A 14,194-nucleotide genomic window follows, 5' to 3' on the forward strand; every position below is an offset into this window, starting at 1 on the left:
ATCACGGCGGGCAGGCGGCGTCATGGTGAAAAGCGCGGGCTCAGCGGCGGGGCAGGTCGGCGGCCGTATCGACGTCGCGCAGGGTATCGGTCAGCGCAATGCGGTGTCCGGGCAGGGTCTGCAGCGTGTCGGCCAGTGCATGTTCGCTGGACCAGCGGACGTTTTCGAACAGCGTGCGGGGCAGCCGGGCGGGATGCTTGGCCCCCACCAGCCAATAACCGCCGTCATTAGCAGGGCCGAAGACCGCGTCATGATCGCTAAGGGCTGAGAAAGCCCGGGCAATGTGGGGCCGGGTAATACCGGGGATATCGGCGCCGATCAGGCAGATCGGACCAGGCAGGGATTGCAGCATCCGTTTCATCCGTGCGCCCAGGTCGCCGTTGCCTTGCGGCAGACGGGGCAGATGAGAAGGCCAGGCTTTGGAAACCACTGCTCTGTCCGGCGCCACTGCCAGCACGACCTGCCAGCGGGGGTCCTGCAGGCGGCGGATCAGCCGGGCGGATTGATGGCGGAACCACCAGGTGGCGGGGATCACGCCGATGTCCTTGCCCAGCCGGGTTTTGACCCGGCCCGGTCGCGGCTCCTTGACCATGATCACCAGGGTGCGTTTCACGTGAAATCACGCACCATGTCGCGGTGGTCGATGCCGGCATCGTCATAGACCGGGCCAAAGGCGGTGAAGCCGAGCTTCTCGTAAAAGCCAATGGCGTGGAGCTGGGCGCCAAGCTTGGCCTTGGCAATGCCCGGCTGCTGCCTGGCGGTCTCCACCGCGGCTTCGATCAGCTTGGCGCCAAGGCCGGTGCCGCGGGCGGATTGCAGCACGCAAACCCGGCCGATCTTGGCAGTGCCGTCCTTGAAGACAATCCGTGCGGTGCCAACCGGGGCATAGTCCAGAACCGCCAGCAGGTGGGTGGCGGAGGCGTCCAGCGCATCCTGTTCCTCTTCCACCGGCACGCCTTGCTCCACCACAAACACCTGGTGGCGCAGGGCAAAGCAGGTCTCCAGGTCCTGGGTGACAGCGATACTCAGGCTCATGCGAAATAGTCCTGCAGAATGCGGGTGTAGATTGACTTCAGCTGGTGGATCTGGGCGACCTCCACCCGTTCGTCCACCTGGTGCATGGTCTTGCCGACCAGCCCGAACTCCACCACCGGGCAGTGGTTCTTCACAAACCGTGCATCCGAGGTGCCGCCGGTGGTGGACAGCTCGGGAGTGCGGCCTGTTTCCGCCGCAACCGCTGCCGCGACCAGTTCTGACAGGGCGCCGGGCGGGGTGATGAAGCTTTCACCGGAGATCTTCACCTCCATACCGATTTCAAGGCCGAACTCAGCCGCAATCTTGTCCGCTTCGCCCTGCAGCCACTTGGTCAGGCTGGCGCCGCTGTGCGAATCGTTGAAGCGGATGTTGACGGCCGAGGTGGCCTGCGCCGGGATTACATTGGTGGCCGGGTTGCCGGTGTCGATGGTGACCACCGCCAGGGTAGAGGCATCGAAGTGCGCGGTGCCCTGGTCCAGCTCGTGGCTGGCCAGCCGGTCCATCAGCCGCGCCATCGCGTTCAGCGGGTTGTTGGCGCGGTGCGGATAGGCGGAGTGGCCCTGCACGCCGGTCACTGTGAACCAGGCAGTGAGCGAGCCGCGGCGGCCGATCTTGATCATCTCGCCCATCTCGTTCGGGCAGGTGGGCTCGCCCACTAAGCAAACCGACATCTGCTCGCCCTCGCGCTGCATGTAGTCCAGCAGCGCGGTGGTGCCGTCCAGGGCGGGGCCCTCCTCGTCGCCGGTGATGGTGAGGATGATGGCGCCATCGGGCGGCGTTTCTTTGACGAAATCCACAGCGGCAGCGGCAAAGGCAGCCACGCCCGATTTCATATCCGTAGCACCGCGGCCGTACATGAAGCCGTCTTTCTCTTCGGCGCCAAAGGGCGGCATGGTCCAGGCAGCCTCATCGCCCAAGGGCACCACATCGGTGTGGCCGTTGAAGCCGAAAGTTTTCGCATGCCCCTTGGCGCCCCAGCGGGCAAACAGATTGGAAACCTCGCCGCGGTCGGTACGGGTGCAGTCGAACCCGGCCTCGCTCAGCAGTTTCTCCAGCAGCACCAGCGCGCCGCCTTCCTCAGGTGTCACCGAGGGGCAGCGGATCAGGTCGGCAGTCAGGCGGGCGGGATCGGTCTGCGGCATCGGTAGGCTCCTGGAATTCCGGTCCGCCATGGCTAGCGCGGAATGGCCCGGGGCGCAATTCACCGCTGCGGCAGGCCGCAGTCCGCAAATGTGGCGCAAAAGCAGCGGTTTTGCAGCGGAGAGCGGGCGCAGCTGACTCGCAGCCGTGGACCGTGTTAAGACATCGTTAATAAATGACCCGAGGCAGGGCATCCAAACGAGCATAACAGGCCGCAAAAGGCCAACCGGACCCCGGCAGCGCAACGCCGCTGCCCTTCTGTGATCCAGCAGCAGGCATTAAGCCTGCGCATCTCGTTTGTCCGGCCTCTGACAGGCAAGGGGTGGGCAGATCATGGCAACAGGCGCCGAACTCAATTATCAGACAAACGCCTCTGCGGTGCAGATGGCGCAGACTATTTTCGGCGACGGGGCCACCGTTGTCGGTGCCAGCTATTCTGGCTGGAGCCAGTCGTCGGCGATCTATTCAGGCGGCGATGCGCTCGCGCCTGGCGTTACCCCAAGCGACTCAGGCGTGATCCTGTCGACCGGGCGGGCCAGCCATTTCACCCGCTCCGGCGGTGATCCCAACCGCTCTACCCAGACCTCGACCAACACGCCGGGCGAAAGCAACAACCCGGATTTCAATGCCGCAGCTGGCAGCAATACCTTCGACGCTTCCTACCTGGATGTGAGTTTCATCCCCGATTCGGATGTGATGACGATGCAATTCGTTTTCTCCTCCGAGGAATTCCCGGAATTCCAGAATTCGGTCTATCAGGACGTGGTGGCAGTCTGGGTCAACGGCGAACAGGTGCTGCTTGAGGTCGGCAACGGCCAGGCCAACCCCAGCAACATCAGCTCCTCGATCAACGAGAACCTCTACGTCGACAACGCCGGCGATGATTTCAACACCGAGATGGACGGGTTCACCATCACCATGACCCTGACGATGAACGTCAATCCGGGCGAGGTGAACGATATCCGTATCGGCATCGCTGACGTCAGCGACAGCAGCTATGACAGTAACCTGCTGATTGCTGCCGACTCGGTGCAGACCGACCTGGTGGCGATGACCGACAATGTCTTTGTGGCACCGGACAGCAGCAAGACCATTGATGTGCTGGCCAATGATGTGAACAACTCCGGCGGCTCGCTGACTATCACCCATATCAACGGCACCGTGGTAAGCGCCGGCTCGGTGGTGACGCTGAACACCGGCCAGGAGGTGCAGCTGAATGCCGACGGCACCCTGACCCTGGTAGGCGACGGCGACGTCGAAGACTTCAACTTCACCTACGAGGTGACCAATGGCGTCAACTCCGATGTCGGTTTCGTCAACGCCAGCTCGATCCCCTGTTTTGTGGCTGGCACAAGGATCCGCACTCCTTACGGCGAGGTGCCGGTGGAGGAGCTGATGCCGGGTGATCTGGTAGAGACCCGCGACGATGGCGCCCAGCCGCTGTGCTGGAGCGGCGGCCGGTCGGTTGCGGCCGAGGGGGATTTTGCTCCGGTCCGCATTGCCGCAGGAACCTTTGGCGATCATGGCGAGCTGCTGGTCTCGCCGCAGCACCGTGTGCTGGTGCGTGGCGCCCATGCCGAGCTGTTTTTTGGCGAGGAAGAAGTTCTGGTGGCCGCCAAAGATCTGGTCAACGGCCGCAGCGTGGCCCGCTGCCCGGGCGGCGAGGTGACCTATGTGCATCTGATGTTCGACCGCCATCAGGTGGTCTATTCCGAAGGGCTGGCGACCGAAAGCTTCCTGCCCGGCCCGCAGATCCTTACCCTGTTCGAGCGGCCGGTGGCGGAGGAGATCTGCACCCTGTTCCCAGAACTCGATCCGGAGACGGGCGCCGGGTACAGTCCGTCGGCACGGCCGTCTCTGAAAGGGTATGAAGGCCAGCTGCTGGCGGCAGTCGAGGCGGCCTGACGGATGTCCTGGTTTGCGGTTTCCGGGGGCGGGCACAGCTGGTGCGATCCGCAGGCGCTGGTGGCAGCCGGGCTGCCGGACGGCGATTCCCTGCTGGTGCGCGGATCACTGATGCTGGAGTTCCACCTGCCGGAAACAGCCCGGCCGGAACCGCTGCTGCTTTACTCTCAGGAGGGCGACTGGCCGCTGCGGCTGGCTTTGCAGGCGGTGCCCGGCGGCGGATTGAGTTTTGTGCTGGAACAGAACGGCGCGGTGCTGCACCGGACCCTGAACCCGACCGCCGTGGGGCGCACCGGCGGGCTGCGGCTGATCTATGCCTGGGATGCGCCGGCCCGCCAGGGGCGGCTGACGCTGGAGCGGCTGGACGGCAGCCAGATGCAGATTGCCGCACTCTCGGCGCCGAAACCCTGGCGGCTGCGCGACCTGCAGGCGCTGGCCGGGCCGTTGGGATATTTGGCGCCGATCGTGGACTACCTGGCCTTGTCCAGCAGCCTTGAGCCCGCTGGCCCTGTCCCTGCGCTGCTGCCGTCCACGCCTGTTGCCACACCCGATGGCTACCGGCTGCTGAGCAGCCTGCAGCGGGGCGACCTGGTGCTGGCCAGCAGCGGCGAGGCGGTGCCGGTACTGCAGGTGGTGGAACGCCAGGTGCCGGCGCTGGGCGCTTTTGCGCCGGTGCGGCTCAGGGCGCCGTACTTTGGGCTGCAGCAGGATATCCACGTGGCGCCGTTCCAGCGTCTGGTGCTGTCCGGATCCGAGGTCGAATACCTGTTCGGCCAGCCTGCGGTTCTGGTGCCGGCCGGCAATCTGCTGGGAACCGGCACCGCCCTGCCTGGCGCGGCGGGGGCGCCGCTGATCTCCTACCGCCAGGCGGTGCTGCCGGACCACGAACCGCTGCTGGCCGCCGGGGCAATGACTGAAAGCCTGTTCCTGGGCCGCCTGCGCCGCGACCCCGAGCGGCTGGCGGCCAGCCTGCTGGCCCCTCTGGGAGCAAGCGCGCTGCCTGAGCACCGGCAGCCGAAATTCCCGGTGCTGCGCGCTTTTGATGCCGCAGTGCTGGCCGAACGGCGGACCGCCTGACACAGTTGCTGGAGCTTGTTCGGCATCCGCGCCAATGACGCTTGCGTGAAAAAGCCGAACCGCCTAAGGAATTTCAAACCGTCCCCGAGGCCTGCCGCTGAGCGTTTCCGTGCTGTACTTCCGCCTGACCATCGCCGCCCTGCTGATGCTTTGGGGCCAATTGCTTTCTGCGCAGGTGCTGACAGTCAATACCGTCACCCGCCCGCCGTTCTCGATGGTGGAGGAGGGGCGCGATACCGGTTTCTCGCTTGAGCTGCTGAAGATCCTGGCTGAGCGGTTGGACTGGGACTTCCAGATAAACCGGGTTTCAGGCTTCTCGGAAATGCTCGATGGCGTGCGCAGCGGCGAAGCGGATCTGGCGGCGGCCAATATCTCGATCACCGCGGCGCGCGAAGTGGTCATGGATTTCAGCCATCCGATCTTCGAAAGCGGGCTGCAGATCATGGTTCAGGCAGATGAGGTGCGCCAGCCGTCGCTGCTGAGTGCCTTGCTGTCTTGGGACCTGGCTGCCGCCATCGGCATTGCCTTCCTGCTGCTGTTCGGCGGCGGCATGCTGATGTGGGTGTTTGAACGCCGCGCCCAGCCCTATTTCGACCGCCCCCTGAACGAGGCCTGGTTTCCTTCCTTCTGGTGGGCGCTGAACCTGGTGGTGAATGGCGGGTTCGAGGAACGGGTTCCGCGCACGCCGGTCGGCCGCATGTTCGGCGTGGTGCTGGTGGTGTCGTCGCTGTTTATCGTCTCGGTCTTTGTCGCCAAGATCACTGCAGTGATGACAGTCGAGGCGATCAGCGGCTCGGTGAACTCGGTCAATGATCTGTACGGCAAATCCGTGGGCACCATCGAAGGCTCCACCGCCGCAGGCTTCCTGAACCGGCGCGAAATCGACTATGCCGCCTACACCGGGCTGGAAGACATGCTGCAGGGGTTTGAGCGCGGTGAGGTGTCAGCGGTGGTCTTTGATGCGCCGGTGCTGAACTTCTATGTCCGGCAGGGCGGCCACCAGTTTGGCCACACCATTGGCCAGCCGTTCCTGCGCGAGAACTACGGGCTGGTGTTTCCGGCGGGCTCTCCGCTGGTGGAAGATGTGAACCAGGCGCTTTTGGCGATGCAGGAGGACGGCAGCTATGATGCCCTCTACCGAAAATGGTTCGGCAGCCAGAACTGACGCCCCGGGTTAGTGAAAGACGGGTTCCTCACCGTCGAAGAACGGCGTCATCTGGGCGACGATCACGGCGTTCTCGTCCAGCGCCCGCTGCATCAGCCCGCGTTCCTCGTCACCGATCTCATGGCCTTCCGCTTCGCGCTCTTCCAGGGTGCCATAACCGGTCACATCCAGCGGCGCGGTATCGGCCTGCTTGAGGATCGCCACGGTTTCGCGCACGGCTTCGGCTTCGTCCACGCCGGAGGCATAGATCATCAGCGCAGCACCGGTGGCGCCGTCGGGCAGCCCGTCCCCGTCCTTGCGTCCGATCTGGACAAGCAGGGTATAGACTTGCTGGCGGGAGGGTTTCTTCTTTTCCATGCCGCCGCCATAGCGCCGGGGCAGGGGGATGGTCAATCCATTTGCTGCGGCCGGCTCTTGCAGGGGCCCGCGCTTCGCTATTATGTCTAGGCTTATTTCAGCCTGCGAGGTCTCCCCCATGCGCTTCTCCGCTCTCACCGCCGCGCCGGTGCCTTGGAAAAACGGCGGCGGCGTGACACGCGAGCTGGCTGTGCACAAAGCGAACGGCCGGATGGTCTGGCGCCTCAGCCTGGCGGATATCACCCGGGACGGCGCGTTTTCTGCCTTTCCCGGCCTTGCCCGTATCCACTGCATCGTGGAGGGGGCGGGGCACGTTCTGTCCAACGCAGAAACCCGCTTGGAGGCTGGTCTTCTGGAACCGCTTGCCTTTGACGGCGGCTTGGCTCTGGACTGCCGCCTGCGCAGCGGAGCCTGCAAGGCCTTCAACGTGATCTTTGACCCTGAGTTTGTGTTAGCGGAAGCCAGGGTTCTGAGGGATGGCGAGCTGCCCGAGGCCGCAGGCAGCCAGGTTTTCTTTGTCGTATCCGGGACTTTGGAACTCAACGAGGAAGGCTGTTTCGGTCCTGGTGAGGGGCATGCAACGGAAGGCGCCGCCAGCGGAGCAGTCTCCGGTGGCGGCGCGGTCATTCATCTGCGGTTCCAGCCTGTTTAGAGACTGTTGAGCAGGTCTTTGATTGCCGTTCTGTAACCTGCAACCACGCTGTCGCGGGCGATGTGGCGGCCCTGCTGCACCACGTGGCGCCCGGCGCTCCAGACATCGGTCACGGTGTCGTCGCCTGCCGCAAAGCACAGCCCGTCCAGCATCTGTTCCGGCTTCAGCGCGCACAGGGCCGATACGCTGCCGTCAATTGCCACCAGATCCGCCAGCGCACCTTCCTCGATCCGCCCCGCATCGCGTCCCAAAGCCTGTGCGCCGCCTTTTGCAGCGCCCATGTACAGAGTTTCGCCAACTGAGCCTTCACCCGGCACCAGCACATTGCGGGCCAGGTCGCGCAGGCGCTGGGAGTACTCCAGTGTGCGCAGCTCCTCAGGCAGGGAAATCCGCACGTTAGAGTCTGATCCAACCCCGAATGCGCCGTCATGCGCCAGGTATTCCACCCCGTTGAACGGACCGTCACCCAGGTTTGCCTCAGTGATCGGGCAGAGGCCGGCCACGGCGCCGGAGCGGGCCATGCCGATGGTCTCCGCGCTGGTCATATGGGTGGCGTGGATCAGGCACCATTTGCCGTCGACGGGCGTGTTGCCCAGCAGCCATTCCACCGGCCGGGCGCCCAGCCAGGCGCTGATATCGGCCACTTCCTTGGGCTGTTCGGAGATGTGGATATGCACCGGCAGCCCGTTCTGGATCTGCAGCACCTCCGCCAGATCCTCGGGGCAGGTGGCGCGCAGGGAATGCGGCGCAATGCCGACACAGGCGTCTTCGGCCAAGTCCCGCGCAGCTATCTCCCGGGCACGTGTGACGAGTTCAGAGAATTCGGAAACCGAGTTGCCAAACCGCTGCTGGCCCCCATTCAGGGCCTGCTTTCCTGCTCCGCCATAGGAGTAGAGCACCGGCAGATGGGTCAGGCCGATGCCGGTCTGTCTGGCCGCGGCAAACACACGCTCGCTCAGCTCAGTCATCGAGTCAAAATGCGCCCCGCCCGGCTGGTGGTGGACATAATGGAACTCGCCCACCGAGGCGTAACCGGCCTCCAGCATTTCCATGAACACCAGCGCGGCGATGGCCTCGTACTGCTCAGGCGTGATGCGGTCCATGAAGCGGTACATCAGCTCGCGCCAGGTCCAGAAGCTGTCCTTGCCGGCTGCTCGGTACTCGGTCATCCCGGCCATGGCGCGCTGGAAGCTGTGGGAGTGCAGGTTGCCGAGCGACGGCAGCAGCACGTCTGCTTGGGTGTCGCCGGCCTGCGGCTGGGCTGCGGTTTCCAGTGACGTGATCCGGCCGTCTTCGACCGTCAGCCGAATGTTTTCAGACCATCCCTGGGGCAGGCGGGCGTGCCGGGCGAATATTGTCTGCATCTGACCCTCTTATGTGTAGGTATAATATCAATAGCGGCAGGTTTATTGCGCGGCAAGGATTTTACAGAGGAGGGGCGCTGCCCCTCGGCCTGATGGCCTCACCCCGGGGTATTGGGGACCAGAAAGAAGCGGGAGGACTCCGGAAAAGAAAAACGCGCCCGGGGCGGGGCGCGTTCGGTGTTTTCAGAGATGCGGAGCGGATCAGTCGCGCAGCAGCTCGTTGATACCGGTCTTGGAGCGGGTTTTCTCATCGACGCGCTTCACGATCACGGCGCAGTAGAGGCTGATGTTGTTCTTGGAGGGCATCGAGCCCGCGACAACCACCGAGTAGGGCGGCACTTCGCCGTACATCACTTCGCCGGTCTCGCGGTCGACGATTTTTGTCGACTTGCCGATGAACACGCCCATGCCCAGAACCGAGCCTTCGCGCACGATGCAGCCTTCGACCACTTCGGACCGGGCGCCGATGAAGCAGTTGTCCTCGATGATGGTGGGGCCGGCCTGCATCGGCTCCAGAACGCCGCCGATGCCGACACCGCCCGAGAGGTGCACGTTCTTGCCGATCTGGGCGCAGGAGCCGACGGTGGCCCAGGTGTCAACCATGGTGCCTTCATCGACATAGGCGCCGAGGTTCACGAAGGAGGGCATCAGCACCGCGCCGGGCGCGATATAGGCGGACTTGCGGACGACGCAATTCGGCACCGCGCGGAAGCCTGCGGATTTCCACTGCTCTTCGCCCCAGCCGTTGAACTTGCTGTCGACCTTGTCCCACCAGCCGCCGGCCTGGGGGCCGCCTTCGTGGATTTCCATGTCCTTGATGCGGAAGCCCAGGAGCACCGCTTTCTTGGCCCATTGGTTCACGTGCCAGTCGCCGCTCTCCAGCTTTTCGGCGACGCGCAGGGACCCGGAGTCCAGCGCATTCAGGGTGTCTTCGATAGCTTCACGCTGTTCGCCGGTGGTGGCGGGAGTGATGGTGTCGCGCGCCTCCCAGGCGGCTTCGATTGCTGCTTCCAGCTGGGCGTTGGACATGGATGTTCCTCCGGCATCGGTTAGATTCGGGGTTACATAGCGGCAATCTGCCTGCAGGTCATGTCCGGATTACGTCCAAATTGCCGCCCCTGACGGCGTTTTGCCGGGTTGAGCCGTCTCAGCGCACCCGGCGCAGGTGGCGGCGCAGGATTTCGCAGGCTGCTGCCGGGTCGCGGCGGGCCATCGCCTGGACAAGTGCGGCGTGGTCGCTGTCCACCCGGCGGGTCCATTGGTGCTGCCAGTTGGCAAACAGATGCCGGGCAGCGGCGATGTGCAGATCGTCGATCGAGGCCAGCAGCCGGGGCATGCCGCACGGCGACAGGATCACCCGGTGGAAGGCGCGGTTGAGACGCTCCCAGTTTGCCATGTCCTCGGCGGCATCGCAGGCGAGCCGGGCTTCTTCTGCGGCCGCGATATCCGCATCTGTCAGGCGGGCAAAGGCGTGGGTCAGGGCCAGCACCTCCAGCGAAACCCGCATTTCGATCACTTCGCGGATCTCGGACGGGTCCAGGGCGCTGACCCGGGTGCCGCGGCGGGGTTCGGATTTGGCGAGCCCGTGGGCCTCGAGCCGCAGCAGGGCCTCGCGGACCGGCACATGGCTGGCTTCGAACTCGCGTGCGATATGGTCCTGGCGCAGCTTTTCACCGGCGGGCAGGCTGCCGGTGATGATGCGCTCGCTTAGCGCTTGGTAGATGGTATCGGCTATGGTTGCGGACATGGGGTTGGCGATAGCGGGGCCTCGCTAACCCTGCAAGGATTATCGAAGATTACCCGAGGGGGTCCGGAGCAATGTTGCCGCCGCAGATCAGAACCGCAACACGTTCGCCCGGCTCGGGGCGGTAAGCGCCGCACATCAGGGCTGCCAAGGCGGTGGCGCCTGCGGGCTCGGCCAGAATCCGCCGTTCGCGCCAGAGTGCGGCCTGGGCCTGGGTGATGGCGCTGTCCGGTACAGTGACGGACGCCGCGCCCTGCGCCGAGGCGAGTTCGAAGCAGATATTGCCGATCCGCTTGGCGCCAAGCGCATTGGCAGCAACGCCTGAGACCTCGACATCCACCGGTTCCTTGGCCTGCAGGGCGGCCTGCAAGGCGCGGGAGGTTTCAGGTTCCACCGCGACAATCTTTTTCATCCCCTGGAACCAGGCCAGCGCGCCGGCAATAAGCCCGCCGCCGCCGACGGCGATCAGCAGGGTGTCAGCTTCCAGTCCCTGCTCCTGCCATTCGGCAAAACAGGTGCCCTGGCCTGCCACAGTGGCCGGGGCGTCATAGGCGTGGACCTGCATGGCGCCGGTTTCCGCTTCATAGGCCTGGGCCTGTTCCAGCGCATTGGCGTAAGCGCCGGGCACCACCTGCAGATCGGCGCCGGTGCGCTTGATCAGGGAGATCTTGGCGGGGCCGGCCATTTCGGGCACGTAAATCCGCGCCTTGTGTCCCAGATGATGCGCAGCAAAGGCAGCAGCGGCGCCGTGATTGCCGCCCGAGGCGGCCACCAGCCCGGCGCTTGGCACCGGCTGGCTCAAGAGTGTGTTGAAGGCGCCGCGGGCCTTGAAGCTGCCGGTGTGCTGCATGTGCTCGAGCTTCAGCGCGACCGGGTAGTCCAGCCCGAAACCCTGCGTGTGCATCACGGGTGTGCGCTGCACATGAGGGCGGATGCGGTCTGCGGCTGCGGTGATTTCGTCCTGCCAGTTCATCTGTGGCCCTCCCTGTGTGACAAGCGCGAACCTTAGCCGCGGGACTGGCGGGTGCAAGACAAACAGTGCGTTCCTGCATTCTTGATTGGCGCTAACGGTTCAGGACGGCTACAAAGGGAGTCCTGTTGATTAATGCTGGGATTTTCCATGACCGAAGACCGCCACAGCCGTTTCCGTGATGCTCACTCTGACCGCGACCGGGCCGAGCATGTGCCCGTGACACCGCAAACCCAGGCGCCCGCCTACCGGCTGGCCTTTGCTGATGAGGAGTTCCTCTGCCGCGAGGAACTGCGGCCGGTCCGGCTGCAGTTGGAGCTGCTGAAGCCGGAGCTGATGCTGAACGAGCATGGGATCGAAAGCACGATTGTGATGTTCGGCGGCGCCCGCATCCCTGACCCGCAGCACAAGGATCAGGCACGGACCCAGACATTGGCGGATCTGTCGCATTTCTATGACGAGGCGCGGGAATTTGCCCGGCTGATGACTGAGAAGTCAAAGGAGAGCGGCGGGCGCAAGAATGTCATCGTGACCGGCGGCGGCCCGGGTGTGATGGAGGCGGGCAACCGCGGTGCTGAGGATGCAGGCGGCCATTCCATCGGCCTCTCGATTGTGCTGCCGCATGAGCAGGCGCCCAACGGTTATGTGACGCCGGATCTCAGCTTCAATTTCCACTATTTCGCGATCCGCAAGATGCATTTCCTGATGCGGGCGCGGGCGATCACCGTGTTTCCGGGCGGGTTCGGCACGCTGGATGAGCTGTTCGAAAGCCTGACCCTCATCCAAACCGGCCGCATGGAGCGGGTGCCCTTCCTGCTGTTCGGCAAGGATTTCTGGGAGAGAATCATCAATTGGGATGCGCTGGCTGATGCCGGCACCATCTCGGATCAGGACCTGGACCTGTTCCGTTTTGTCGACACCGCCAAGGAGGCAGTGGAGATTATCGACAACTGGCAGCCTGCGCCGCCGCGCGACAGCCTGCCGGGCCGGGAACGCTGACGAGGCGCGCCGGGATCAGGCAAACTCCGGCGGCAGCCGGCCGATTTCGGCGCCGGTGGTCAAACGGGTGAGAACCGGGGCGCCGGCCACGGTTTTCACGGCATATCCGTAGCCGCGCAGCCTGAATTTAAACTCTCGCGCACTCAAGGCCTTGCTGCGCTCGCTGCGGATCAGGTCCAGCACCGCGGGTTCGATTGGGGCGGGGGTGTAGTCCATCTGGGACATTTCGGGTTCCTTCTGAAATTCTGACTGTCCATGAATTGGAAACTGTCCATGAGGATTGGCGAAATTTCAGCCGCAATTGGGAAATAATAAGGCGCCTGCCGCGGCAGGCGCAGCGCGCTTGGCCATGGCGACCGGCAGAAATCCGCAGGAAAAGATCGCGGAATGTGCAAAAAGCTGCCACACTGGCAGGACCAATCTTTAGTTGGCCCTGCACCGTCCTGCGGCGGTCTTATCCAGGCCGCATTCGCCAGCAGGCCATTTCCCGGCAGGGCATAGTGGCGGAGCGTTCTTATGGCGGTGGTTACCGATTACACGGCACTTTTGTATTATACTTCCAACAGTTTTGGCCGCTGGAACAGCCTGAGCCGCCCGGGCACACCAGCTGTGGTAACCTATAGTTTCGTTGAAACCGATGAATTGGGCGACGCCGCCAGCGATCCCTACGGCGCCACCAGCTATTGGTCCTACAGCAATGCCCAGCGGACGGTTTTCCGGCAGGCCATTGAGGCGTATGAAGACGCCGCCGGGATTGTTTTTGTGGAAACCGGCGGCCGCGCCATGGTCAATGTGTTCGGCTACAGCGGCGGCACCGCGGCAGGCTGGGCAAACCTGCCCTGGGCCAGCAGCTTTGCCACCAGCCGGGGGGATGTGGCGATCCAGGGCAGCAGCATCTCTCCCGGCAGTTTCGGCTATGAAACCATTCTGCATGAGCTTGGCCACGCCGTTGGCCTGAAGCATCCGCACAGCGGTGATCCGGTGCTGGCAGAGCATCTGGATACCCAGGAAAACACGGTGATGACTTATAACTATGCTGGTTACAACGTCAGCGATCTGGGGCCATTGGACTTGCAGGCGCTGCAGCATATTTATGGCGGTGCCTCTGCAACCGCGGACTGGGATGTCCGGCTTGGGGCAGCCGGGCAGGTGGTGATTGACGCCAGCCACCGGTGGGAGACCCTCCTAGCGACCGGTCAGGACACCAACATCCACGCCCGCGGCGGCAATGACCGGGTGTTCGGGCGCGAGGGTGACGACAAGCTTCGCGGAGGCTGGGGCAACGACACTCTGAAAGGCGGTTATGGCTCGGATACGCTCTGGGGCCAATCCGGCGATGACGTGCTGATCGGAGCTGTGAACAAGGACAGCCGTTCCGGGTCCGGCAACGATGGCGATCTGCTACACGGCGGCAAGGGAAAGGACAAGATCTGGGGCAGCCGCGGTGAGGATACGCTCAAGGGCGGGTTCGGCAGCGACCGCCTCACCGGCGGCGACGGTTCGGATATCCTGAGCGGCGGCCAGCAGGGCGATGTCTTTGTCTTTGTGACCGCGGACTACTGGGAAGACGAGATCATCACTGACTTCGGAACCGGCAAAGACAAGATTGAGTTCTCCGGCACTCAGATTGACGAATTCAGCGACCTGACAATTTCCCAGCAGGGCGGAAGCACCTTCATCAGCTTCCAGGGGCAGCATGATGTCGAGCTGACCGGTTACACCGGTGCCCTAACCGCAGATCATTTCATTTTCACCTAGGCCGGCCAAGCGCGCCGGGGCCGGAGCC

General features: G+C 64.0%; 15 protein-coding genes. 6 read left to right on the forward strand and 9 right to left on the reverse strand.

All coding sequences use genetic code 11. The features are described from left to right. Positions 1-40: 40 nt before the first annotated feature. The 3 genes from RA20_RS05815 to dapE are packed head-to-tail and all read right to left on the reverse strand — an operon-like array spanning position 41 to position 2,177. Positions 41-613: a TIGR04282 family arsenosugar biosynthesis glycosyltransferase gene (locus tag RA20_RS05815; RefSeq protein WP_039125592.1), complete on the reverse strand. Its 573-nt coding sequence runs from the start codon at positions 611-613 to the stop codon at positions 41-43. Next, entirely contained in the window at positions 610-1,035 is a 426-nt protein-coding gene (locus tag RA20_RS05820) for a GNAT family N-acetyltransferase (protein ID WP_039125594.1), read from the reverse strand. The genes RA20_RS05815 and RA20_RS05820 overlap by 4 nt, the downstream gene beginning before the upstream one ends. Continuing rightward, complete coding sequence (gene dapE, locus RA20_RS05825; protein WP_039125595.1) at positions 1,032-2,177, reverse strand: succinyl-diaminopimelate desuccinylase; 1,146 nt, start codon at positions 2,175-2,177, stop codon at positions 1,032-1,034. Before dapE ends, RA20_RS05820 begins: the two co-directional genes overlap by 4 nt. A 331-nt stretch (positions 2,178-2,508) precedes the next feature. Here dapE and RA20_RS05830 point away from each other — a divergent pair, with 331 nt between their 5' ends. From RA20_RS05830 to RA20_RS05840, 3 genes are all read left to right on the forward strand, one after another. Further along, complete coding sequence (locus RA20_RS05830) at positions 2,509-4,080, forward strand: Hint domain-containing protein (protein WP_039125597.1); 1,572 nt, start codon at positions 2,509-2,511, stop codon at positions 4,078-4,080. Positions 4,081-4,083: 3 nt separating this feature from the next. Next, a complete protein-coding gene (locus tag RA20_RS05835; RefSeq protein ID WP_039125599.1) occupies positions 4,084-5,157 on the forward strand; it encodes a Hint domain-containing protein in 1,074 nt (357 codons plus the stop codon). Between the two features lie 145 nt (positions 5,158-5,302). Further along, entirely contained in the window at positions 5,303-6,322 is a 1,020-nt protein-coding gene (locus RA20_RS05840) for a transporter substrate-binding domain-containing protein (protein WP_052248856.1), read from the forward strand. A gap of 9 nt (positions 6,323-6,331) precedes the next feature. Here the strand turns inward: RA20_RS05840 and RA20_RS05845 are convergent, their stop codons facing one another. Next, positions 6,332-6,679, reverse strand: a complete 348-nt coding sequence (locus RA20_RS05845) for a hypothetical protein (RefSeq protein WP_193748779.1) — start codon at positions 6,677-6,679, stop codon at positions 6,332-6,334. Between the two features lie 118 nt (positions 6,680-6,797). Here RA20_RS05845 and RA20_RS05850 point away from each other — a divergent pair, with 118 nt between their 5' ends. Further along, positions 6,798-7,331 carry a HutD/Ves family protein gene (locus tag RA20_RS05850; RefSeq protein WP_039125603.1) on the forward strand — a complete coding sequence of 178 codons (534 nt, stop codon included), beginning with the start codon at positions 6,798-6,800 and terminating at the stop codon, positions 7,329-7,331. Here the strand turns inward: RA20_RS05850 and RA20_RS05855 are convergent. The 4 genes from RA20_RS05855 to RA20_RS05870 form a co-directional block, all read right to left on the reverse strand. Next, entirely contained in the window at positions 7,328-8,695 is a 1,368-nt protein-coding gene (locus tag RA20_RS05855) for a formimidoylglutamate deiminase (protein ID WP_039125605.1), read from the reverse strand. The two genes, RA20_RS05850 and RA20_RS05855, sit on opposite strands and share 4 nt — an antisense overlap. Positions 8,696-8,896: 201 nt before the next feature. Beyond that, positions 8,897-9,724: a 2,3,4,5-tetrahydropyridine-2,6-dicarboxylate N-succinyltransferase gene (dapD, locus tag RA20_RS05860; RefSeq protein WP_039125607.1), complete on the reverse strand. Its 828-nt coding sequence runs from the start codon at positions 9,722-9,724 to the stop codon at positions 8,897-8,899. 118 nt (positions 9,725-9,842) lie between these two features. Continuing rightward, entirely contained in the window at positions 9,843-10,442 is a 600-nt protein-coding gene (locus RA20_RS05865; protein ID WP_039125609.1) for a GntR family transcriptional regulator, read from the reverse strand. Between the two features lie 49 nt (positions 10,443-10,491). Then, positions 10,492-11,412 (reverse strand): threonine/serine dehydratase, encoded by a 921-nt coding sequence (locus RA20_RS05870; protein ID WP_039125611.1) that lies wholly within the window; start codon positions 11,410-11,412, stop codon positions 10,492-10,494. Positions 11,413-11,559: 147 nt separating this feature from the next. Here RA20_RS05870 and RA20_RS05875 point away from each other — a divergent pair, with 147 nt between their 5' ends. Further along, positions 11,560-12,408, forward strand: a complete 849-nt coding sequence (locus RA20_RS05875) for an LOG family protein (protein WP_039125710.1) — start codon at positions 11,560-11,562, stop codon at positions 12,406-12,408. Between the two features lie 15 nt (positions 12,409-12,423). Here the strand turns inward: RA20_RS05875 and RA20_RS05880 are convergent, their stop codons facing one another. Then, positions 12,424-12,633, reverse strand: a complete 210-nt coding sequence (locus RA20_RS05880) for a hypothetical protein (protein ID WP_039125613.1) — start codon at positions 12,631-12,633, stop codon at positions 12,424-12,426. 291 nt (positions 12,634-12,924) lie between these two features. Here RA20_RS05880 and RA20_RS26300 point away from each other — a divergent pair, with 291 nt between their 5' ends. Beyond that, positions 12,925-14,166 carry a M12 family metallopeptidase gene (locus RA20_RS26300; protein WP_039125614.1) on the forward strand — a complete coding sequence of 414 codons (1,242 nt, stop codon included), beginning with the start codon at positions 12,925-12,927 and terminating at the stop codon, positions 14,164-14,166. Positions 14,167-14,194 lie beyond the last annotated feature (28 nt).

Source organism: Leisingera sp. ANG-Vp (assembly GCF_000813725.1).
Classification (GTDB): domain Bacteria; phylum Pseudomonadota; class Alphaproteobacteria; order Rhodobacterales; family Rhodobacteraceae; genus Leisingera.